This is a genomic window from Lentiprolixibacter sp. (genome assembly GCF_982873095.1).
The window spans coordinates 1-22,637 of record NZ_CEYNTP010000015.1 but is presented as its reverse complement, the minus strand read 5'-3'; the positions used below and the strand labels follow the sequence as shown (position 1 = coordinate 22,637).

Annotated in this window: 25 protein-coding genes; 5 read left to right on the top strand and 20 right to left on the bottom strand. The window is 48.2% G+C overall.

Annotation, left to right across the window (positions count from 1 at the left end; translation table 11 throughout):
- On the top strand, window positions 1-971 hold a 971-nt coding region (gene rny / locus AC4E7D_RS02170), incomplete at its 5' end, for a ribonuclease Y (protein ID WP_490172166.1).
- Window positions 972-1,017: 46 nt separating this feature from the next.
- Here the strand turns inward: rny and AC4E7D_RS02165 are convergent.
- The 13 genes from AC4E7D_RS02165 to AC4E7D_RS02105 all read right to left on the bottom strand — a co-directional run bounded on the left by AC4E7D_RS02165 (window position 1,018) and on the right by AC4E7D_RS02105 (window position 10,504).
- Complete coding sequence (locus AC4E7D_RS02165; protein ID WP_490172165.1) at window positions 1,018-1,587, bottom strand: cysteine hydrolase family protein; 570 nt, start codon at window positions 1,585-1,587, stop codon at window positions 1,018-1,020.
- Between the two features lie 16 nt (window positions 1,588-1,603).
- Window positions 1,604-2,482, bottom strand: a complete 879-nt coding sequence (locus tag AC4E7D_RS02160; protein ID WP_490172164.1) for an ATP-binding cassette domain-containing protein — start codon at window positions 2,480-2,482, stop codon at window positions 1,604-1,606.
- Entirely contained in the window at window positions 2,479-3,153 is a 675-nt protein-coding gene (gene modB, locus AC4E7D_RS02155) for a molybdate ABC transporter permease subunit (RefSeq protein ID WP_490172163.1), read from the bottom strand. Before modB ends, AC4E7D_RS02160 begins: the two co-directional genes overlap by 4 nt.
- Window positions 3,150-3,551 carry a TOBE domain-containing protein gene (locus tag AC4E7D_RS02150; protein WP_490172162.1) on the bottom strand — a complete coding sequence of 134 codons (402 nt, stop codon included), beginning with the start codon at window positions 3,549-3,551 and terminating at the stop codon, window positions 3,150-3,152. The genes modB and AC4E7D_RS02150 overlap by 4 nt, the downstream gene beginning before the upstream one ends.
- A complete protein-coding gene (gene modA / locus AC4E7D_RS02145; RefSeq protein ID WP_490172161.1) occupies window positions 3,544-4,305 on the bottom strand; it encodes a molybdate ABC transporter substrate-binding protein in 762 nt (253 codons plus the stop codon). The genes AC4E7D_RS02150 and modA overlap by 8 nt, the downstream gene beginning before the upstream one ends.
- The gene (locus AC4E7D_RS02140) at window positions 4,302-4,667 is read right to left on the bottom strand and encodes a DUF7670 domain-containing protein (RefSeq protein WP_490172160.1); all 366 of its coding nucleotides are present in this window, start codon (window positions 4,665-4,667) and stop codon (window positions 4,302-4,304) included. Before AC4E7D_RS02140 ends, modA begins: the two co-directional genes overlap by 4 nt.
- A 66-nt stretch (window positions 4,668-4,733) precedes the next feature.
- Window positions 4,734-5,537, bottom strand: coding sequence for a class I SAM-dependent methyltransferase (locus AC4E7D_RS02135; protein WP_490172159.1), 804 nt, complete (start codon window positions 5,535-5,537; stop codon window positions 4,734-4,736).
- A 78-nt stretch (window positions 5,538-5,615) separates the two neighbouring features.
- Complete coding sequence (locus tag AC4E7D_RS02130; RefSeq protein ID WP_490172158.1) at window positions 5,616-6,743, bottom strand: aspartate--ammonia ligase; 1,128 nt, start codon at window positions 6,741-6,743, stop codon at window positions 5,616-5,618.
- 156 nt (window positions 6,744-6,899) lie between these two features.
- Window positions 6,900-7,577 (bottom strand): STING domain-containing protein, encoded by a 678-nt coding sequence (locus AC4E7D_RS02125; protein WP_490172157.1) that lies wholly within the window; start codon window positions 7,575-7,577, stop codon window positions 6,900-6,902.
- Window positions 7,578-7,708: 131 nt separating this feature from the next.
- On the bottom strand, window positions 7,709-8,338 hold the full coding sequence (locus AC4E7D_RS02120) for an NAD(P)H-dependent oxidoreductase (protein WP_490172156.1): 630 nt from the start codon (window positions 8,336-8,338) through the stop codon (window positions 7,709-7,711).
- Window positions 8,339-8,348: 10 nt separating this feature from the next.
- Window positions 8,349-9,062 (bottom strand): pirin family protein, encoded by a 714-nt coding sequence (locus AC4E7D_RS02115; protein ID WP_490172155.1) that lies wholly within the window; start codon window positions 9,060-9,062, stop codon window positions 8,349-8,351.
- Between the two features lie 88 nt (window positions 9,063-9,150).
- A complete protein-coding gene (locus tag AC4E7D_RS02110; protein ID WP_490172154.1) occupies window positions 9,151-10,017 on the bottom strand; it encodes an AraC family transcriptional regulator in 867 nt (288 codons plus the stop codon).
- 28 nt (window positions 10,018-10,045) lie between these two features.
- Window positions 10,046-10,504: a hypothetical protein gene (locus AC4E7D_RS02105; protein WP_490172153.1), complete on the bottom strand. Its 459-nt coding sequence runs from the start codon at window positions 10,502-10,504 to the stop codon at window positions 10,046-10,048.
- 166 nt (window positions 10,505-10,670) lie between these two features.
- On the opposite strand from AC4E7D_RS02105, the gene AC4E7D_RS02100 reads away from it, so the two are divergent.
- A complete protein-coding gene (locus tag AC4E7D_RS02100; protein ID WP_490172152.1) occupies window positions 10,671-12,020 on the top strand; it encodes a cyclic 2,3-diphosphoglycerate synthase in 1,350 nt (449 codons plus the stop codon).
- Window positions 12,021-12,071: 51 nt separating this feature from the next.
- On the opposite strand, the gene AC4E7D_RS02095 is transcribed toward AC4E7D_RS02100, so the two are convergent.
- On the bottom strand, window positions 12,072-13,100 hold the full coding sequence (locus AC4E7D_RS02095) for a phosphotriesterase family protein (protein WP_490172151.1): 1,029 nt from the start codon (window positions 13,098-13,100) through the stop codon (window positions 12,072-12,074).
- 43 nt (window positions 13,101-13,143) lie between these two features.
- On the bottom strand, window positions 13,144-13,629 hold the full coding sequence (locus AC4E7D_RS02090) for a DinB family protein (RefSeq protein ID WP_490172150.1): 486 nt from the start codon (window positions 13,627-13,629) through the stop codon (window positions 13,144-13,146).
- Between the two features lie 413 nt (window positions 13,630-14,042).
- Between AC4E7D_RS02090 and katG the strand changes: the two genes are divergently transcribed.
- On the top strand, window positions 14,043-16,277 hold the full coding sequence (gene katG, locus AC4E7D_RS02085; protein ID WP_490172149.1) for a catalase/peroxidase HPI: 2,235 nt from the start codon (window positions 14,043-14,045) through the stop codon (window positions 16,275-16,277).
- A 76-nt stretch (window positions 16,278-16,353) separates the two neighbouring features.
- Here katG and AC4E7D_RS02080 read toward each other — a convergent pair whose 3' ends face one another.
- Both AC4E7D_RS02080 and AC4E7D_RS02075 read right to left on the bottom strand, forming a co-directional pair.
- Entirely contained in the window at window positions 16,354-16,812 is a 459-nt protein-coding gene (locus AC4E7D_RS02080) for a DUF1648 domain-containing protein (protein WP_490172148.1), read from the bottom strand.
- A gap of 48 nt (window positions 16,813-16,860) precedes the next feature.
- Window positions 16,861-17,316, bottom strand: a complete 456-nt coding sequence (locus AC4E7D_RS02075; protein ID WP_490172147.1) for a GNAT family N-acetyltransferase — start codon at window positions 17,314-17,316, stop codon at window positions 16,861-16,863.
- Window positions 17,317-17,428: 112 nt separating this feature from the next.
- Here AC4E7D_RS02075 and AC4E7D_RS02070 point away from each other — a divergent pair, with 112 nt between their 5' ends.
- Complete coding sequence (locus tag AC4E7D_RS02070; RefSeq protein WP_490172146.1) at window positions 17,429-17,971, top strand: hypothetical protein; 543 nt, start codon at window positions 17,429-17,431, stop codon at window positions 17,969-17,971.
- A 9-nt stretch (window positions 17,972-17,980) separates the two neighbouring features.
- On the opposite strand, the gene AC4E7D_RS02065 is transcribed toward AC4E7D_RS02070, so the two are convergent.
- Window positions 17,981-18,460, bottom strand: coding sequence for a GyrI-like domain-containing protein (locus AC4E7D_RS02065; protein ID WP_490172145.1), 480 nt, complete (start codon window positions 18,458-18,460; stop codon window positions 17,981-17,983).
- 2 nt (window positions 18,461-18,462) lie between these two features.
- Window positions 18,463-19,572, bottom strand: a complete 1,110-nt coding sequence (locus AC4E7D_RS02060) for a serine hydrolase domain-containing protein (protein ID WP_490172144.1) — start codon at window positions 19,570-19,572, stop codon at window positions 18,463-18,465.
- Window positions 19,573-19,705: 133 nt separating this feature from the next.
- Between AC4E7D_RS02060 and AC4E7D_RS02055 the strand changes: the two genes are divergently transcribed.
- On the top strand, window positions 19,706-20,755 hold the full coding sequence (locus AC4E7D_RS02055) for a DUF3667 domain-containing protein (RefSeq protein WP_490172143.1): 1,050 nt from the start codon (window positions 19,706-19,708) through the stop codon (window positions 20,753-20,755).
- A gap of 7 nt (window positions 20,756-20,762) precedes the next feature.
- Here the strand turns inward: AC4E7D_RS02055 and AC4E7D_RS02050 are convergent.
- On the bottom strand, window positions 20,763-22,637 hold a 1,875-nt coding region (locus AC4E7D_RS02050), incomplete at its 5' end, for a M14 family metallopeptidase (RefSeq protein ID WP_490172142.1).

The window sequence follows — 22,637 nt, the reverse complement described above, 5'->3', positions numbered from 1 at the left end:
GGGTAGGGACAGAAGAAGCCATCGAAAATTGTGTCTCGGTCTTTAACCTGGAATCTGACGATGTTAAAGGTCGGATTATTGGCCGGGAAGGAAGAAACATCCGTGCACTCGAATCCGCTACCGGTGTCGAGATTATTGTTGATGATACGCCTGAGGCGATTATTCTTTCCTGTTTTGATTCCGTTCGACGGGAAGTGGCCCGACTATCCCTTCACAAACTTGTGACAGATGGCAGGATCCACCCGGCACGTATCGAAGAGGTGGTCCGAAAGACCGAAAAGCAGATCGAACAGGAGATCGTGGAAGTAGGGAAACGAGCGGTAATCGACCTGGGCATCCACGGCCTGCATCCGGAGTTGGTAAAGACAGTGGGCCGCATGAAATACCGGTCCTCTTACGGGCAGAATTTGCTACAACACTCGCGTGAAGTAGCCAAGCTCTGTGGAATTATGGCTGCAGAGCTGGGCGTTAACCCAAAACTGGCGAAACGGGCAGGGTTGCTCCACGATATAGGAAAGGTCCCGAATACAGAAGCTGAGGTGGAAACCCCGCATGCCATCCTTGGTATGCAGTGGGCAGAAAAGTATGGGGAGAAACCAGATGTGTGCAATGCCATTGGAGCCCACCACGACGAAGTTGAAATGAAATCTCTGATTTCGCCTATAGTTCAGGTATGTGACGCCATTAGTGGTGCCCGTCCCGGAGCACGCAGGCAGGTGCTGGACAGCTATATACAGCGACTAAAAGACCTCGAAGAAATTGCATTTGGGTTTGGAGGCGTACAGAAAGCCTACGCCATACAGGCAGGTAGGGAGCTACGGGTCATTGTTGAGAGCGAGAAGGTCAGCGATGAAAAGGCTGCGCAACTCTCTTTTGAAATCTCCCAAAAAATTCAAACCGACATGACCTACCCGGGTCAGGTCAAGGTCACGGTAATACGGGAAACCCGTTCTGTGAACGTCGCTAAGTAAACAAAAAAACTACTTTACAGAGGAAGGCTGCCTTGGCAGCCTTTTTTTATGTCAATAGGGCTAGTATGGCCTGGGTATCCAATACTGTGGCAAATTCGTTGTTAAGGCTGGCAAGTGCCGTTTGGTGCATTGTTTCAGCATCGATGTGCTTCCCGTCCACAGTGGTGCCGTTGAAGGTAGCGGTGGCATCGGAAATCAGGTAGGTGGTAAGTCCAAGATTAGCTGCCATCCGTACAGACGTTGAAATGCAGTGATTTGTGGTTAAGCCTATGATAACTGCGGTATTTGTATTTGAAGCCTTAATTTGCTCAAGCAAGTCCGTTCCTATAAAAGCGCTATTTACATTTTTGGTTATTACTTTTTCTCCTTCGATAGGCAGCACTACTTCCTTGATGGCAAATCCCGGTTTTGAGGCATGCAATGGCGAATCCGGGTTTTGAGAGCTGTGGCGAACGTGAAAAACCGGCAATTTTTCGGAACGCCATCTCGCTAATAATATGGCGGCTTGCTTTTCTGCGTCTGGATTGTTCCTACTGCTTCCATAATAGTCCCCAACCTCAAGTCCTTTTTGTATATCGATCAACAGGAGTGCGGCATTTTCGGATCTCAGTGACATAGCAATTCTATTATTTTTAGGAATCGAGTTTATAAATGATGGGGTTAAAGGCTTTTGATGCTACCACCACCTGATCACCCGGCCTTAGCCCTTTTGCTTCCTCTGCCGTGGCAATGACCCTGATGGGCTGCTCCTGCACCAGTACGTGCACCACATACATCAGGTCTGCCTTTTCCAGGGCAAGGATTTCTCCCACAAATTTGAACTTCCCACTTACGTTCTGCTTCAGCAATACCTCTGCAGGACTCCCTTCCCGAACGATCTTGCCTCTCTCAAGGGCGACTACCTTATTAGAGAGCCGGCTTATTTCACTTATGCTGTGGCTAACCAGCAGGATGGTTAGGTGAAATTCTTTGTGTACGCGCACCAGGTAGTCCTGCAGCTTCAGGCGCATTTTTGGATCCAGTGCGGTAAGGGGTTCGTCCAACAAGAGGATTTCAGGTTCCTGTACCAGGGCCCTTGCCAGGGCAACCCGTTGTTTCTGCCCCCCACTCAAATCCCTGGGTTTTTGGTTTTGCAGATCCCCCAGCTCTACCATTTCCAGTACTGTCGATAGCATTTGGCCGTTGCTTCCGCTTTTTTGGGCAAACTGCAGGTTTTGGAGCACGGTCATGTTAGGGAAGAGGGCATAATCCTGAAAAACATACCCAATATTGCGCTTTCCGGGGCGGGTATTGATTTTCCTATCGGCATCAAACCACGGGGTACCCGAAGATGAAATCGTGCCTGCATCCGGTTTCATAAGGCCAGCGAGCATCCTCAGGGTAGAGGTCTTCCCTGAACCCGAGGGGCCGTAGAGGGCAACCACTTCCCCGCGCTGGATCTCGGTTCGTAGTTGCAGGTCCATGGGGCCATCTTCGGCCTTTAATCGTTTTTGGATATCCAGTTTAATCATTTCCAAAATCTTTTTAGATATCCGCCATTGATCAGGTATACCGTGAGCAATACCCCAAAGGCCAGTACGAGGAGCATCAGGGAATAGGTGTGGGCTGTTGCATAATTCAGAGCTTCTACCTCTTCATATACGGCTATGGAAGCCACTCGTGTCTTGTCCGGAATACTTCCCCCTATCATCAGCACAACACCAAATTCCCCCACGGTGTGAGCAAAGGCCAGGATAATGCCAGTAAGCAGGGAATTCCTGATATTGGGAAGCCCCACTTTAAAGAGGGTGGTCCAACCAGATTTCCCCATAAGCCGGGAAGCCTCCGTCAGGGAAGGGGGAAGTGCAGATAGGCCGGAATGTATGGGTTGTACCATAAAGGGAAGGCTGTAGAGCACAGAAGCCAGTACCAGTCCGGGAAAAGAGAAGACCAGTTTAATCCCCAGCCATTTATCTATGGTGGCCCCCAGAAAGTGCTCAGGGCCAAATGCTATGAGGAAATAAAAACCTAGTACGGTCGGTGGCAGGACCAGGGGCATGCTCAACAGGGTTTCTACAATGGGTTTCCACCAGGATCGGGTCCTGGAGAGCCAGTATCCCAGGGGGATACCCACTATCAGCAGCAGCAGGGTGGTTACTACGGCAAGTTTTAAGGTAAGGTATAAGGGTCCCCAATCGATCATTCCTGAAGCATTATTTCGTTCATTTTTACCATTGCGGTGACCGCATCCCCGGTTTTGATCGGCCATCGGCCAAGCGTTTCCCTGCTTATCAGGGATCGTATTTCACCGGCGGGGGTTTGGATCAGCACTTCACAGAACAGGGCCCCTTCTTTTATACTATCCACTTTTCCTGAAATCCGGTTTTCAAGGCTTACCCCTAGCTCGGGGTCTTTTGCCAGGATGACTTCCGTTTCCTTGAAAAGCACATATATGGGCCTGTCTATTTGCAGGTAGGAAGCCGTTTCCGGTGTTTCTATTACGATGGCATTTACCGGGATATCGCCTGTTAGTTCTACACCCACGCGGGAAAGGTTGCCAGCGACTTCTATTTGCCTGATATGACCCTGAAGTTTATTCATAGGCACTTAAATATCCGTATCGGGATAAAATTTCCCTTCCGGTTGTACTTTTCAGAAAAGTATAAAATTTTAGCCCATTTTCAGGTGGTTTTGCCTGATTCCCCACGATTAAAATGCCCTGTGCAATGGGGGTGTACTGTTCCCGAGGAAGGGGTGTCCATTTACCCACTTCCTTAAGTTGAGGAGATACAACCACGGAGAGCGCGGTAAATCCTATTTCAGCAGCCCCGGTACGGATAAACTGGTTGGTTTGTGCCACACTTTCCCCGAAGACCAGTTTGGGGGCTACCTGCTCATACATCTCATGGGAATCAAGTACTTCCCTGGCGGCCTTGCCGTAAGGGGCCAGTTCGGGATTGGGAATGGCAATGTGCCTGATATTGTCCTTGTTAAGTACGTCTATAGAGGGAACAAGGTCGTCCGTGCAACTCCACAGCACCAATTGGCCGTAGCCGTATACCTCAGGTTCCTGGTAGCCAAAACCGCGTTCATACAGGTATCTGGGGTATTGCATATCTGCCGACAGGAAGACGTCGTAAGGGGCACCGGACGCAATCTGGGCGGTAAGGTTGCCCGAGGCTCCCAGAATGAGCTCCGTTTCTATTCCACTGGCCTCGCTGAAGGCCCCGGCCAGTTCCCGTGTTGCGAACTGCATGTTGGCAGCGGAAGCTATGGTAAGCTTTTGGCCCTTATCTGCATCCAGGCAGGAGGTCAGCAACAACAGTAAGAACAGCAGAAGAAATTGAATTCTCATTCACGCTTTTTTTTCACCAGGGTCCAGTACAGGAGGAAAAGAAAACCCGGAGCCGCCGACCCGTCGATCCAGAAATTGAAGTCCACCTCATTGCCAATAAGCCGGAAGGCCAGCAAGGAACCTATGGTGACCAATCCTCCAAGCCATGATTTCCACCAGCAGAAGGCAAGACCGAGGAGCACCCCTATGGGAAAGAACAGGAACATCAGCCATTCCTTCTGGCTGTTGAAGGTCATATCGTCACCGCCAACCAAATGCCCGATCAGCATAAAAAGCAAAAAAGCCATGGCCAGGGCATTCCAGATCCGTGCCAGCCAGAGCAGCCAGCGGTACTTGTTTTTATCAGTAACGGTTGCATTCATCTTCTGAAATTATCTTGATAAAAAGGTAGTGAATTTCGGCCAAAGGGAGCCTTTATCCTCCAGTTTTTACCCCTGCTTTTTCGCTTTAATGGCGTATACCATGGGGATCTGATGCTGTAGTTTGCCTATGCGGTACCTGCCGGGAGCTACTTCCGCGGTTCCTTTAAAACAGTTGTAAGGGGAAAAGTCGTACTCTTCAAAAAAGCTGATCTCCAATCCGGCCCTCAACAGGCTCCCCAGCACCTCGCCCAGGCTGTGGTTCCAGGCCACGAATTCCTGTTCCAGTGGGGCATCCGGATCCGTATAGGTGCCGGTTTCGGTTTCTACAATGGCCTGGGTATTGAAATAGTCGTAGCCCACTTTGTCAAAATCCTCGTCGAACATCCAGACCACAGGATGGAATTCCACAAAGAGCAGTTCTCCCCCGGGTTTAAGAAACTGGTGAATCAGGCCGGCCCATTTGACTAGATCCGGCAGCCAGCCAATGGTGCCGTAAGTGGTAAAGACCAGATCGAACTTTTCCTCCAGATGGTTGGGGAGCTCGTACAGGTCACAACAAACAAAACGTGCAGGTAGCCCGGCTTTTTTGGCCAGTTCCCTGGCGGTTTCAATAGCCTTATCGGAGAGGTCCACACCAGTGACTACAGCCCCCATACGTGCCAGGGAAAGGGTGTCCAGCCCAAAATGGCACTGCAGGTGCAGGACCGACTTTCCCTTCAGATCTCCTAAAAGCCCTAGTTCAATTTCCTGCAGGGAGGATTTTCCTTTGAGAAAGCTGGGAACGTCGTAGAAATCCGATTGCAGGTGGGTGGCTACCTTATTGTTCCAGGCCTTGCGGTTTTTGAAGATGTAGTCACTTCCCAAACTCATGAAAGCAAAATACGGCTAATCATTGATCTTAACAATGAAGAACTAAAATTACTTATACCGGGAGACTATACAACCTACCTATTCCAGCACGTGGATATTCTTAGCCGCACAGATCCTTTTGAGTTCTTCCGGCCAGATGGAAACCGTTACTTCCCCAAGGTGAGCCGTGCGCAACAGGTACATATAAGTACGCGCCTGCCCGATGCCGCCTCCAATACTCAGGGGGATCTCATCATTCAAAATGGCCTGGTGGTAGGGCAGGTCAAGAAAGTCGAGTTGTCCGGAGAGTTCCAGCTGCTTTTTCATGCTTTCCTTGGTTACCCGTACACCCATGGAACTCAGCTCGTGCCGCCTGCCGGTGACAGGATTGTATACCAGGATATCACCATTTAGGCCATAGTATTGTTTCCCGTCTTTGGTGATGGTAGGACTGATCCAGTCGTCATAATCGGCCGCGCGCATTTCGTGGGGGTACCCGTCTTCCAGTACAGCGCCAATGCCAATAATAAAGACGGCCGGGTATTTTTTCAGGAGTTCGGTCTCCCTTTGTTTCCTGGGGAGGTCCGGGAACATCTCCAGGATCTCCTCGGCGTGAATGAATTTCAGTTCTTCCGGGAAATCGGGATAGTCTGCGCTGTTCAGTTCCGGATACTTTTCTTTGGCCATGCGTCCGGCATCACGGAGGACGGCCCAGATCTTTCGTACCGTATCTTTCAGGTATTCCAGGTTGCGGTCTTCTTCGCGAATCCTTTTTTCCCAATCCCACTGGTCCACATAGGAAGAATGGTCATGGTCCAGGAAGTAATCCTTGCGTATGGCGCGCATGTCCGTATTGATGCCTTGCCCTACCTCACACTCAAACTGTGCCAGGGCCATGCGTTTCCATTTGGTGGCAGCCTGCACCACCTGGGCTTCAATGCGTTTTTCCAATCCGAGTCCGGCAGGGAATTCCACCGGGGTACGCGACCCGTCCCGGTCCAGGTAATCGTTCACCCCGCTGTCTTTGCTCACGATCAGAGGTACCTGCACCATCTGCAGGTTTAAAGCCTCCGCAAGGCCTTTCTCAATAAATGCCTTTACTTCGTAGAGAGCTTCCATCCGCCTCAGTGGGCGTTGCAGCGCTTTGTAATTCTTTGGGAGGGCTTCATTTACGACTTCATAGGTGCTGATGCCAGGTCCGGCAAGGTCTGCTTTTTTACTTTTCATAGGTTTAGAATTTAGTGTGGATTGGAAGGGGTATTGCTGCCACAGGGTTCCCGGGAATCCAGCCTAAAAATACTGCTTCCGGGTGGAAAAAAAGGTGATAAATCTCAGGTTCTGAGGCCTGAAAACACAAACTATTTTGTTTTATATCAGGGTGTTTCAGACGTAGTTGAAAACAAACTGTTTTTCCGGGAGGTCCTGGCTGTAGGCCATGCGCGAATTTTCGATTTTGGCGTTAAAATGTTTAAACAGCTTTTTGGAATTCTTTTCAGATTTTTTAGGGTCGGAGAAGTCCTTTTGCAAATATTGTGGCAGGGCAAAAAGCGTCCTGGGGTATTCAAAGATGGTAAGGCCCCCATCCTCTTTGCGAACCGCCCTTACCCAAAAAGGTTCACTACTACTGCTTTGGCTGATATAGGCCACTTCACTGTCCAGGTTTATCCCATGGCTGTGCTGGCGCAAGGCCAACATCGAGGTGGGCAGTGCTACCTGAACCTCTATCTGTTGGGGTAAGACCTCGTATTCTCTGTTGTTGGGAAAAAGGAAAGTAACGGGCTGTTTGCCTTGCAGCAATCGGCCCAGGCGGCCTGTAAAATTGGTAAAGTATCCGGTGGCCAGTATTTCGGCCAAGGATTTTTTGTAGCTCAGCACATTGTCCCGGTAAAAAATAAGGGCAAATACGAGAGATAATGCCACCCCTATACCGATTTCCACAATGCGATTCGAAAGCGCATCCAGGGGCATCAGGTCCTGCAGGTAGCCCTCATACGAGGCCGCCGTAGGGACTACGGAAAAGATAAAATCCTTGATGGAAAAAAACTTAAAATTCAGCGCCATGGCACAGTTGCATGGGTGGCCAAGAAAATCCACCGGCCGTTCTCAACTAAAATGGACCCTCTTTTCTTAAGGGTCCATTGAATATAGTGATTTATGCGAAATATCCAGGCCTGCCAGCCTAACCGATATGCCTAGTGGGTCTCAAACAATTGTTCAAAAGGCTTCCGGACTTTAGGCAGATGCTGGGTAGCATCCTCTTTAGCACGGTATCCTACAGCAGCTACCACTGCGGAACTCAGGCCTTTTTCCTTAAGCCCCAGGATCTCGTCATATTGTGCCGGATCAAACCCTTCCATAGGACAGGAATCAATTTGCATTTCCCCGCAAGCAGCCAGCAGGTTACCCAGGGCAATGTATACCTGCTTGGAGGTCCATACACCTTGTTGTTCCTCGGTGAGGGACCCCAGTTTTTCCTTCATAAAATTCCCATACCCCTGCAGTCCTGATGGGTCCAGGTCCTGAGTATTGGCCTTGAGTTCAAGGTAGGCATCAATATCCTTATCCGTTACGCTTGTCCGGTTACAAAACACAAAAAGGTGGGAAGCATCGGTGATCTGGGGCTGACCCCAGGAGGCCTCCCTCAGCGCCTTGGGTGTCGCTTCATCTTCAATAATCAAAACCTTATACAATTGCAGGCCGTAAGAGGAAGCCGATAATCGTACCGCCTCTTTTATCTGTTCCAGGTCTTCCCGCCTGATTTTCTTCTTCGGGTCGAATTTCTTGGTGGCGTATCGCCATTGTAAATGATCTATGAGTTTCATAACAATTTAATTAAGGGGTCATAGGAACCTCCATTAGTAATACTTTACTGTCTTTTATTGCCTTTAAACTGATGGCGGGAGTATTCCAAAGGCCAAAACCATCTCTCTTTCCGAGCTGCTGTCCTTCAATCTCCACCTCACCTTCCATTACAAAGGCATACAGTCCATTCCCCTCTTTCTTAAGGGTATAACTACCTTCCTTTCCGGCATCAAAATTTCCAATGTGGAACCAGGCATCCTGGTGGATCCAGACCCCATCATCTTCCGGATCAGGGGAAAGCACCTGATAGAAGGCATTTTCCTTTTTCAGGTCGCGTGTAGCGATCTGATCATAGCGCGGGGCCACATCCTTCTTGTTCGGAAATACCCAGATCTGGAGGAATTTTACCGGCTTGTCCGGGTTCTTGTTGTACTCACTGTGGAATATGCCGGTTCCGGCACTCATCACCTGCACGTCCCCTTCACGGATCACCGTAGTGTTGCCCATACTGTCCTTATGTTCCAGGTCGCCTTCCAGCGGTATGGAGATGATCTCCATATTATCGTGTGGGTGGGTGCCAAACCCCTTACCTCCGAGTACCACATCATCATTGAGTACCCGTAGTACCCCAAAATGCATACGTGCCGGATTGTAATAGTTCGCGAAACTAAAGGTATGATGGGAATCCAGCCAGCCGTGGTTGGCATGTCCCCTTGTCTCTGCTTTGTGCAATACAGTATTCATGTCGTCTTTTTTTATGTGGGTACAAAAATCGGGAGACCTGGCCTTAGCAGGTGTACGAAAATGCGGAAAGGGCTTATAAAAATCCGATCTACTTGCCGGATTTGAACTGAGAGGGGGACATACCCGTACATTTTTTGAAGAAGGCACTGAAATGTGCAGGCTCATTAAACCCAAGGGAAAAGGAGATTTCTTTATTCGATTGCTCGGTAAAAAATAGCAATCTTTTGGCCGCAGTAACAATACGGCTCTGGATGTGTTCCTTTGCAGTCTTCCCGGTCAGGGATTTTACTACGCGGTTGAGGTGGTCCGGGGTGATGTGCAGGGCACTCGCATAGTCCCCAGCGGCATGCCAGTCTGAAAAGTGCTGGTTGAGCAGCCCCTTGAATTTTTTCAGGGTGTCCTGTCCGGAATTCTGGAGTTCCCGGTCCTCTGGGCTCAGCTGGCATAAGCTATTGCACCGTATCAAAAGCAGCTTTAAAAGTGCTCCTATGGCCTGTTCGCGGTAGGCCAATTCTGAGTCGAGCAGGGTAATCATTTCCTCCGCATACGTACTGACTGATGCGAGCATTTCCTGATCCAGCTCCAGGGGGGGACTTTCCCCGTAACAGGCAAATAGGTTCAGGTCCTCTATAAACTGCAAAGGGATGTTGTTCAGGGCAAGGAAGGCAGGCGTAAAAACCAGCACATAGCCTTCAGAGCGCTTTCGTTCCTTCAATTGGTGTACCTGTCCGGGACTGATAAAGGTGATCGTATGGCCTTGCAGTGGATAAGTGTTGAAGTCAATCAGGTGTTTTCCTTCGGCCTTCCTGACCAGCAATATGGTGTAAAAGTCGTGCCGGTGAGGGGGGTCTTTTTTACCCTTCCTGCGATCGTATATGTCCTCCATCCGGGTAATACTGAAATCCACCTGGTCTTCTCCAGGCTCGCCGAGTGAATATGTTTTTAGTGTTTCCATAAAGCGGATCGCTGCCTGAAGTTACACATTACCCCAAATCTACTTCGAGTTGCCTTCCTTCTTTCTTCGCTTGTTCATCCATGGCCGTCCCAATGCCTATCCCAATGGCCATTCCTATTGGTATACCAATTCCGAGAAAGGCCATATTATCCAGTGCGAAGCCAAAGGCCATGCCCATAGGCACTCCAAATACCGCCATACCCAGGCCCAACCACAAGTTCCTGTAGTAGTTCTTTGGAACGACCTTTGCTTCCCTGAGCAGGATATTAACAATGTTGTTTTGGGCTTTTCGTAAGCTTACAGGGAAGGTTTTGTCTCCGGTGGAAGCCAGATTCAGTTTTTCAATTACCTTGTTGATTCGTGCAATAACCGATTCCCGTATTTCCCTGTCCCGGATTTCGTTGGTGAGTTTTTGAAATTTTTGGTAGCGTTTCTCCAGTTTTTGTGTCCTGAAATCACTTCTCTCAATCGGGGATAAAATTTTCATAACGGTAGACATATTCATCGGAGTTAAAGGTAAGAGATTTTAATCAGGAATAGACCATGAAATGGGCGATCAATCCTATTGGAACAATGATAAAAATCATATTTCTCCCGGGGGGGTTCAACTACCTTTGTGGGCGCTTAAGATGAACAAAAACAAACCCAATACAATGAAAAGAAGAATCCTGATAATGGGGGCGGCCGGTCGCGATTTTCACAATTTCAATACGGTGTACCGGGACAATCCCAACTATGAAGTGGTGGCCTTTACGGCTGCTCAAATTCCAAACATCCTGGATCGTAAATACCCGGCAGCGCTTGCCGGCAAATTATACCCGGATGGGATTCCCATATATGACGAAAAAGATGTTACCCGGCTCATTACTGAGCTCAAGGTAGATGATGTGGTTTTTGCCTATTCAGACATCTCCTATGCCTCCCTGATGCACAAAAGCGCGGAAGTACAGGCAGCTGGTGCCAATTTTGTGTTGTTGGGCCCCAAGGAAACTTCCATTAAAAGTACCAAACCTTTGATCAGTATTGGAGCTACGCGCACGGGCTGTGGTAAAAGCCAGACGGCACGGCAACTGGTGGAGCTTTTGATGGCCCGGGGACTCAAAGTTGTGGCAATCCGCCATCCCATGCCCTACGGTGACCTTGAAGCGCAGCGGGTACAACGCTATGCCCGGCTGGACGACCTGGAGCGGTATCAATGCACCATTGAAGAAATGGAGGAATACGAACCCCATGTGGTCCGGGGGAACGTGATCTATGCTGGTGTAGACTACGAAGCCATCCTCAGGGCAGCGGAAAATGATCCTGACGGTTGTGATGTGATTGTTTGGGACGGAGGGAACAATGATTTCCCCTTCTACGTATCAGATCTGCATATCACGGTAACCGATCCTCACAGACCAGGTCACGGCCTGGCCTATTATCCCGGAGAGGTGACCTTAAAAATGGCCAATGTGGTTATCATTAACAAGATAGACAGCGCCCATCCCGAGGATGTGCTAAAACTCAGAAAAATTATTGCGAATGCTGTGCCCAATGCGAGGGTAATTGATGCCGCCTCGCCCATTCGGGTAGCTAATCCCAAGGTGATAGAAGGGAAGCGCGTACTTGTAGTGGAGGATGGCCCAACCCTAACCCATGGGGGCATGACCCTCGGTGCCGGGACCCTGGCAGCTCAAAAATTTGGCGCTGCCGAACAGGTAGATCCCAGGCCGTACCTGGTAGGGCAATTGAAGGACACCTTCGCCACCTATCCTGAAATTGGTAAACTTCTACCAGCTATGGGCTATGGTGAGCAACAGCTACTCGACCTGGAAGCGACCATAAACGCCTGTGACTGTGATGCTGTGATCATCGGAACCCCTATCGACCTCAACCGGGTCATCCAAATAGACAAACCCAATACAAGGGTATTTTATGACCTGCAATCTATTGGCAGTCCAAGCCTGGAAGAACAGTTAGACGTCTTCCTGGAAAAGTACAATATGCTGGCTTCAATAAGTTAGTTGAATTGTTTGATTGGAAAACCCATATCCCCTTTCCGGGATATGGGTTTTTTATTGCATCCTGATTTTGATCTGATAGGCCGTTGCGGGATTAACAGCGACCAACTGTTTCCATTCCTCTTCCGTAAAGCCCAATCCCTTTAATCTTGGATAGACTTTAGTGAATAGTGGGGTGTAGGGTTGAATTTCCTGTTCTGTCTTCTGCGGATCGTACCAACCTGCATCATGAGAGATCAATATCCGGTTGAGAAAGTTGTTTTTTCTGGCAAACCGTAGTTTTTCAATATGGTTGTCCAGTTCCCATCCTAAACCGTCCAGGCTTATCCAACACCCTGTCTGTGCAGCCTTGAGCAGTTCTTCATTATCAGGTTCTGCCTGAGCATGAATCCAGACAAAGGCAGTTGGTGCTACGCCTGTTTCCTTGAGGATGTCCAACTGTGGCCACAAGGCCGAGGCCTTACCTGTATGGGAAGCAATGGTAAGTCCGGTGGCTTTATGCGTAAGGGCAGCCGCTTTGACCAATTTTTGGTGCAGCCCATTCAGCGGGAGGGTATCATCTACACTGATCTTGATAAATCCGGGACGCACGGAACTGCCAGAAATCCCATTTTTGTATTCTTCAATCCATAGATCGGCAAGTGCTTCCGGACTCAGGTTTTTAAAATGTTCCGGGATGTACTTGTTATTCCTGGCACCATAGAACCCGGTATTGGTCAGGATATGCAATCCGGTCTGCTCACTAAGGGTTTGTAAGAGGGTAACATCCCGCCCCAAAAAGTTTGGAGTAGCATCTACAAAGACATCTACCTTATGCGTTTTCAGGGAGTCCAGATAGGGGAGCACTTCCTGAAGGATGGCCGGTTGGTTCCAGCGTGTTGGTTCAATACTGTCCGCCCCTATAAAGTCTACCAGTACATGCTCGTGAGAAAGCCATACCATGGAAGTGTCTGCTTCCATGGTGCCGGTAACCGTTTGGATCTTCATCTTACTTTCAGGGGTATTGCAGCTATTCAGAGAAAGCATTAGAAGCAAGGTGGGTAACAGGAATCCCGCGGGTATTCTCAGGGGTTTGTGCTTCATTTTTAACTCTTTTTACATATCGGTAGTATACTTTACCTGCGGGTTATTTGCCCTCCTTGGGATCCCGGGTGAGTATTTTCTTGATCAGTGAGATCTGCCCCAGATGATAATAGCTGTGCTCAATTAGCCCGTGCAGGTTGCGATAGTAACTTCCGTACTTCTCTAATTCAAAGTGTTCCCAGAGCTGCTCTTCAGGCAGGGCTTCAATCAACAAGGTCATGGCTTCCGCGTCTGCGTATACCTTGGCAAGAAACTTTTGCCATTCGTCTTCCGAGGTGATTTGGGGTGCATCAAAGCTGAACTTATCGTGTGCATTCAAAGGTTTTCCCCTTAATACTTCGAGTACTGCGGCAATATAATAATGGATGTGAAATACCAGTGTTGCAATGGTATTGAGCTTATGGACAGAGGTAGTGGCCTGCAACCAGTTAACTTCCTCGAGGGCATCTTTAACGCATACCCCTGTGGAATTTCCCCCAAAGAAGAGGGCCCTGAAATGCTTGGCAATCTGTTTTGCTGTGGACTTCATCTATAGTGTTGTTAGTAAAATGCAGGTTACAAAATGAAATTTACAAAAGAATTGGTAACTCCGGGGAAATTCTGTTCCCGGGGGCACATTTCCATTATTCGGAAGAGGGCATTCCAAGGCCTTCCGTTTCATCAATAAGGGAACGTTTAATGCGAGATTTACCCCACATGACCATCGTCATTTTATTCCCTTGCGGATTTCACGTATTTGCACGGCAAAATAACACGGCCTTTCTTTTTCTCAGCCTCGGTAAACCATTGTTTTACCGTGAAAAATCCTTAATTTAAGAGGGAGGGCTACAGGGGTATAGGTTGCACCTATTTTCCCATAGTTTTTATGAATGAATATATAAGATAGAATAAGGAAAGATTATCCTAAATTTGAAATAATTCACAACTCAAAAGCTTTTGTACATGGAAAATAATCCGCATGCAAACCCATCTTTTAACACCAACGGAGAAGGCAAATGCCCATTTCTCAGTGGTGAACTCAAGCAAAGTGCAGGTGGGGGTACCACAAATCGCGATTGGTGGCCTAACTCCTTAAACTTAAACATCCTGCGTCAACATTCCAATTTGGTTGACCCAATGGATGAGGATTTCGATTATGCCAAGGAATTTAAATCGCTCGACCTCGATGCGATCAAGAAAGACCTTACCGATCTGATGACGGACAGCCAGGACTGGTGGCCTGCTGATTACGGACACTACGGGCCCTTCTTTATTCGTATGGCGTGGCACGCTGCAGGAACCTATCGTATTGCTGATGGTCGAGGAGGCGGAGGTACAGGGGCACAACGCTTCGCCCCACTGAACAGCTGGCCAGACAATGCCAACCTCGATAAGGCCAGAGTGCTGTTATGGCCCATCAAACAGAAATATGGGAAGAAAATTTCCTGGGCCGACTTATTGATCCTAGCCGGGAACGTTGCCCACGAATCCATGGGCTTACCGATGTATGGATTTGCCGGAGGGCGTGAGGATATCTGGCAACCTGAAGAAGATATCTACTGGGGTTCTGAGGCCGAATGGTTAGGAAACAAGGACCGCTACAATGAAAAAGGAGAACTTGAAAAACAAATGGGTGCTGCTCATATGGGATTGATCTATGTAAATCCTGAAGGACCTAATGGCAATCCGGATCCTGTTGCAGCTGCCCACGATATTCGTGAGACTTTTGGCAGGATGGCGATGAACGACTATGAAACAGTTGCCCTGATCGCGGGAGGACACACCTTTGGTAAAACCCACGGTGCGGCCAGTGATGCGGAGTACCTGGAAGCCGAACCGGCCGGAGCACCGATTGAGATGCAGAGCCTTGGCTGGAAGAGTAATTTCGGAACGGGCAAAGGATCAGATACCATCACGAGCGGACTGGAAGGAGCCTGGACAGACACTCCGATCAAATGGAGCCACAAGTACCTTGAGAACCTTTTCGGTTATGAGTGGGAATTGACCAAAAGCCCGGCAGGTGCATGGCAATACAAACCTAAAGGGGGTGCAGGTGCAGGAACAGTGCCTGATGCGCATGATCCTGCAAAGAAGCACGATCCCTTCATGTTGGTAACCGACCTTTCCCTGAGGATGGATCCCGCCTATGAAAAGATATCCAGGCATTTCCTGGAGAACCCTGAGGAATTCAAAGAAGCCTATCAAAAGGCCTGGTTTAAACTTACCCACCGCGATATGGGACCTAAATCCCGTTACCTGGGTGCGGAAGTACCAAAAGAGGACCTCGTATGGCAAGATCCGGTCCCTGCCGTAGACCACGAATTGATCGATGCCAAAGACATCGATGCTTTGAAAGCGAACATCCTGGCTTCTGGCCTAAGCGTTTCAGAATTGGTAGGAGCAGCCTGGGCATCGGCCTCGACTTTCAGGGGATCTGATTTCAGAGGTGGTGCCAATGGGGCACGTGTGCGTCTGGCACCTCAGAATCAATGGGAAGTCAACAACCCTGTGCAATTGGGCCGGGTGCTTGACGGGCTCACCAAAGTACAGGAAGACTTTAACAAGAACCAGAGTGGGAACAAAAAAGTATCCCTGGCCGATCTTATCGTCCTCGGAGGATGTGCTGCAGTTGAAAAAGCGGCCAAAGATGCAGGAACGAACATAAGCGTTCCATTTACACCAGGCCGTACAGATGCTACAGCGGAAATGACCGATGCGGAATCTTTTGAGGTCCTCGAGCCGCAGGCAGATGGTTTCAGGAATTATCTGAAGGCTAAGTATTCTGTCAGGACCGAAGAGCTACTGGTAGATAAAGCCCAGCTCATGACGCTGACCGCACCGGAAATGACCGTACTGGTTGGGGGAATGAGAGCACTGAATGCCAATTACGATGGCTCCAAGCACGGCATATTTACAGAAAAGCCGGGAAGCCTTACTAATGATTTCTTCGTCAACCTGCTTGACATGGGAACAGAGTGGAAAGCTGTAGATGCCGACGAGGAGGTATTCGAAGGGCGTGACCGCAAGACCGGTGAAGTAAAATGGACCGGAACACGGGTTGACCTGATTTTTGGTTCCAACTCTGAACTGAGGGCCCTTGCAGAAGTATATGCTTGTGATGACGCCAAAGGCAAGTTTGTTAACGATTTTGTCGAAGCCTGGAACAAGGTGATGAACCTCGACCGATTTGACGTGTAATCGCATAACATCTAAATATTGAAGTAAGAAGATGGCCCGGTTCCGGGCCATTTTTTTTGAAGTATGTCTACATCAATTATTTTTCGGCCTTTCTCGAGTTGATCAAAGGGAGTAGTGGAAACACGAGAAATGCACCTACAAACACCGGGAGGAACCAGCTGCCAAGCTCTTCTGATTTCCCCAGGGCTATGAAGACGATCTGTATGTTGATATAGGCGAAGGAAAGCGCAACAAGAAACCCTGAGATAAGCAGAACTTTCCCGGCGATCCTTCTTTCCCGCTCTGTAACCCTGGGATTTAACTTCGGGAAATTTTTGCGGAGTTTGAATAGTCCAAAGCACATTAGTGAGCCGAGAATGGGCATGAACCAGACCATGCTTTTTCCACTGTAACTGTCAGCGATACCGCTTGCATTGAAATGGCTAGGGATTTGATCGGGTAAGTCCGGATAATAATAGGCGGGAATTAGAAATGCCAATACCAAAAGGCAAACCGTTCCCGACGCCATTATTTTCTCTAATATTTCTTTTTTCAAGTCCAATAGATATAGTTTAAAAGCTTAACGAGAACTTGTTGCATGCTGCTAGACAGCTATTACCTTCTCAAAACGCACTTTCCTGACCCCATGGTCCGTATCGTATTCATATAGTTCCCGGAAGCCCATTTTTCGGTATAGTTGGGTGGCCGGACCGTTTGCTGCTCCGGTTTCCACGGTAAACACTTTTGCGCTGTAAGTTTCCAGAATGAAAGTGACCAGCGCAGCTCCGATCCCCTGCCGGAAGAACCTGGGATGAACCACCAGGCTCTGAATATGGGTAGCCTCCATACCCTGATCGATCTCGGTGGCGGCAGCCAGGATATCCCCCATAAAATAGCCGTAAAATACGTTTTGGCTTGCCATAAGACTATCCACTTTACGCTTTAGGGGAGGGAAATCAACAGCTCCCAGCAACTTCGCTTCCACGGCATAGGAAGCCTGGAAAAGTTCATAGAGCTGTTGCGCCACAGCAACATCCGTATGGTCGATTTTTTGGATCACTCCTTCTGTGTTAGGCCTCCTAAAACTAGAAAGCTTTCCCCAATATCCCAAAAGATCTTTGCAGCATACACCTATGGTATAATCTTTGTGTATTTACTGTAAACCTGCCAACATGAAAAAGCTGCTCCTTTGTCTCGTCCCGTTGCTCCTGGCTTCTTGTATCCCCATAAAAATTGCACCAGACATTAAAGACTATAAGATTGTGGTAGCCAAACGCTTCAAAAGGGACCTGCCTCGCAAATATGCCTTTGTATTTGAGGATGAAAAGAATGCAGATGAATTTTATCGTTTTTTGTATTGGAAGTTGGGACAGTTAAATGTCAATATAGAGGAAAATCTGCCCTTCGATGTTGATGGCACTACCTATTATATGTCGTTTCACGAACGACCCAAAAGGGACGTCACCCTTAATCTCATTCCCCTATTCATTGATGCCGTGCTGGTTAACCAGGGAGGGGACCCCATTTTGGACGGCACCTATGCTTCCAATGATGAATTCTGGTATATCCTGATCACGGTTTCTGATACGGAACTCAGGGATTGCCTGAACCCATCATACCCCGAACAGCAGGAAGTAGTTGCCACCCTCAAAGCCCTTAAAGACGAGTACGAAAATACCCACCATTATGTGGAAGCCTACCTGAAGCAGGAGTAGTCAGTCGTACTACCGGGCTTTTACCGGAATCCATAGCTCTTCCTCTGATTCCGGGTCATCATTTTTGTATTTCTCCCCCATCACGGCCATATGCGGCCGCTCATCTACCTGGTAACCGGATTTCGGCATCCAGGTTTCGAAGATGTATTGGTACATCTTATATACTTCACTGGATCTCCCTTTATAAGGAAACACCGCATATAGCCCCGGAGGGACCTCAAGCCTGTCCCACGTCTCAGGAATGGGAGATAGACCAGTCTCTGGCACAGCGGCCCATTTTTCAAAATCCTTGTTGGGATCGAAGGAGGAGAAGTAGCCTTTGGGATATACTTCAGCAGAGTAAAATTCGGACATCGGTAATCCGGTCAGTTTCCATTCTGGCATGAACCTTTGCCACAGTTCCCTTGTCTGGTTGTGCGAGAGATTCATCCTTATATGAATACCCCTTAATTTCAGTGGTTTGACCTTTATAATGCGTGGATCTCTCATGTCTATTGGGAGATCAATTCTTTGGCAATGGCCATGGCTAACTTATCGGCAATTAGGAATCTGCGGGCATTGCTGAGTACAATAATGTGAAGGTCCTTACCGGGTACTGTTAGAATTGTTGTTGAGAACCCTCTTCCGGCACCGGGTGTCCAAACGATTTTTTCCCCATTCAACTCACTTATAAACCATCCCATACCATAGGACGCTTTATCATCGTAATAAATGATCCATTCTGCATTTACTGCTTTCCCATCATTGGTCTTGGCTTTTGTCCAGGCGCGTTCTAATATTTTTTGCGAAATAACCTGTCCAGAAAATAAGGCCAGTGCCCACTTATTTAAATCGTCCAGGGAAGAAACAAGATCAGCATCCCCTTTGGCCAGGTGGTTTTCATCCAGGTACCTTGTTGAATTACTGGGAACACCTTTAGGACTTCGGTAACCGTTAACCCTGTTTTTGATTATGCGGAAAAAATCCATTTTTTGTGTGTCGACCATCTTGATAGGGGTAAAGTATTCCCTTTGCAGGTAGTCATGGTAATCCTGGCCGCTTACCTTCTCCACAATTTTAGCTAGAACCCAATAGCCTGTATTGGTATAACTCCAGTCTTCCCCGGGGGCGAATTTCAATGTCGCAGCAGAATCTCGAACTATTTCGAAAGGTGTACTGTGTAATTTTTCCCCTTCTTTATAATCATTGAGGTAATCCTTGACCCCGCCCGTTTGGTTGAGCAATTGTTCTATGCTTATCTCTCGCCAGGTGGGAGGGAGGGAGTCGAGATATTTGCTAATAGGATCACTTATTGACAGCTTGCCTTCTTCTTCAAGTTTAAATATGGAAACAGCGCAGAACTGTTTCGAAATCGACCAGATCCTGTAAACCGAACTGTCAGACATCTTTACCCCCAATTCGAGGTTGGCGTAGCCAAACGAATTCTTGTATACTGTTTTCTGATCATCAATTACAGCCACAGACATCCCTACTAGGGATAAGCTGTCCATATAGGTAGTAACCAGCCGCTCAACTGCACTGGAATAGTCATTCTCCTGCGCCCTTAGAGACGCGGACAAAACAGCGAGCATAAACAGGATTGGAAGCAAATTACGTGTCATATGCGAAAGGGTTAAATTGTATGCAGCAACCTAAGTTGGCAAAGGTTTAAAAATAGATAAAATCAATTAATGCCTTAGGGACGATTAGGGGATTTCCATTTTTTTGGTAATTTTAATTTTGAACAACCCAACCATGGAGACCCATCCCTGTAAAAATTGCGAAAAGCCTTTCGATGCTTCCTTCGACTACTGTCCCTATTGTGGACAGGAGGTGGCAGACGACCTCACTTTCGGGGTGTTGTTCAGCAACACCATAGAAAACTATTTTTCCATTGATGCCCGTTTTTTCAGGAGTTTTATCCCTTTGATGTTCAAGCCGGGGGTCTTGCCCAGGCGTTTTGTGGACGGGAAACGGCTGAAATACCTGCATCCTGCACAGTTCTACCTCTTTATTTCCGTCTTGTTCTTTTTCCTGTTTTCTTTTAGTGTCCGCAAAGCGGATTCAGAAGTATCGCAGGCCCTCGAAAAAGGATTCGACCAGGAAATTGTGCTGGATTCTGTAGTAAAAATGGAGCAGGACTCCATTGCTATGGAACAGGCCCGTAAAGCACTCAAAGAGAATCAAAAGTTCACAAGAATGTCAGATGAGGACTTAGCAGCCATAGACTCTGTAATGAACATAGGAGCCAGTGCACCCAATGTCTCATTTAATTTCAAACGAGAAAAACTAGATTCCTTAATTGCCATTGGGGCCTCAGAGGAGGAAAAACTGAAGGCCATGGGGATGGAAGATAATGTTGGGGGCTTTACAAAAAGGTTTTATCAGCAAATGTTGAAATTTTACGAACAAAGAGGTGGGGGTATCCTACAAACGATCTACGATACTATTCCCATAGCCATGTTTCTGCTCATGCCACTCTTTGCTGTCCTCCTGAAAATATTCTACTGGAGAAGGGGGAATTTTGCCCACCATATGGTGTTTAGTTTCTACTATTTCACCTTTTTGTTTACAGTTTTCAGTTTGCTCATCCTGGCCAACAAGGCATTTGACCTTCCGTTCTGGCTGGAGTTCCTGTTTTCCCTGTCTTTTCTGGTCTATCTGATGATCGCCTTACGGAATTTTTACAGGAGCAGCTGGTTTGGCGCTTTTTTTAAGAGTGGTATCATCTCTTTTATTTACATGCTGGTGATTGGCCCAATCGCTTTTATCGGACTCATATTTGCATCCTTTATGTTGTACTAGAAGGCTGCTAATTCACCATAAATAGAGCATTGGCGAAAAACAATTTCCCATTTTCCCAGAACCCCCGGAACAAGGGATTGTCTACCATGTAGATTACGGATCCCCTCCCGTGGTTTTCTACTCCAAAAAGCAGGGTACTGCCCAGCCTTTTCTGCGCCTCACTTCCGGCAAATCCGGCTACGGCCCTGATGTTTTCTTCCAGGTATACGACTGTGCCGGAAGATAAATATTCGTAGGTGTCAGCCCCCAATTTAAGGGTAAAGTAAGTGCTGTCATAGCCGAAGGCAAGGGGATGGGTGGTGTCTACCTTTGCTTTGAAAATGGCACCTGTGATCTGGTTCTTCATCCGTTCCCTTGGTGTAGCCGCATAGGATATGAGCTCTTCCTGACCAAAATTGCCATTATCTTCCTTGTTTTTGATGCGGAAACCTTCTTCTCCGCCCAGGCCACGAATCGCGCGCCCCATGGCAATCAGCTTGCCTCCTGCACTTACCCAGGCTTTGAGCTTTTTGAGTAAGCCATCTTTATACAAATTGCGGTACCCGTTCCCACCTGGCAGCACCAGCACGTCGTACGCATCGAGGTCTACCCGGTTGAGGTATTCGGCATCCAGGGCAGCAAAGGGATAGCCGAGCTGTTGTTCCATAAAGTGCCAGATCTCCCCGTACCGCAACGTAGAAGCAGGGTCTCCCATAACCACCCCCACCTTGGCCCTCGGGATCATCTGCACATAACCGGACCCAAAATCTTTACCTTCCTCAACAAAGCCTGTTGCTGCGGTTTCGAGGTCCAGTTTTTTATGGGATCCCACAATCTTTTTTAGGGTACTGATAAAGTCTTTTTTGAACTTGTTGTCTGAGCGGGTAATGATCAGTGTTCCCCGTTTGTATTGTTTTCCGTTCAGCCGGAAGGGTTTTACCGCATGCCTAACACGGATCCCTTCCTTTAAGAGGTCCGCCAGAAAACGGGCATCCTTCATACTGTTCCAGTCGGCCAGGTAAGCGTAGGTCTCTTCGTTTATTTTGCCAGCTAAAGTTGGTGAAGCAGTCTCTTCTCCCTCCGATGTGTTAATTAGTGTTTCGGAGGCCAGGGCATCCATGCCATACGCGTAGGGCAGGGACCAGGCGGTGATGTCATAGGTCAGGGAATCACTGAGTTTGGCATTCGGCTCAAACAGTACTTTAACGAGTGTTCCCTTTTTTTGGTTCGTGGAGACTACCAATGTTTTATTGTTCAGGGACATGGTACCCTTTCGACCAGTAGTATAACGAAATCCTTTGGCCTGACCATCCCTGGCGAATCCATATTCTATCTTGTGTTTGTTTAAAAGGTCGGCCAGGCTGCTGATCATGTCTTCATTACCTTTCAGGACATAGCTCTTGTATTTATAATTCTTAGGTTGATAGAATTTCCGGAATTCCTCATTCAGTCGTTTCGTATTCTGTGAGGCCACTTCCACCGTAGAAAGGCCCGTAGTGCGATGATGTGCAATCCGGTCTTTGAGGGTCAGGGTATCCCCATTGGCGGTAATGACTCCCAGGCCGGCCCTGCCGCTTCCGCCTTGCTCATAGGTCATTCCAATCCCCCCATTATAGGTGGGGTAGGTATCCCCATAGCTGGGATAAAAAAGGTCGAACCGCTCCTTGGTAAAATAAAACCACCCTTCCCTGTCAAAATACCGTGCGTGGTTCTTGCCCACCGTTTCCTGAAATTCCCGCTGGAAATTGGAGATCACCTCATGGTAAGGCTCTGCTGCCGGGGCAAAATAATACGGACTGTTGACGGATTGTTCGTGGAAGTCTACATGGATGTGCGGCATCCACTGGTTGTACAATTCAATGCGTTGCTGACTTTCCACCTGGGTGAGCCAGGCCCAGTCGCG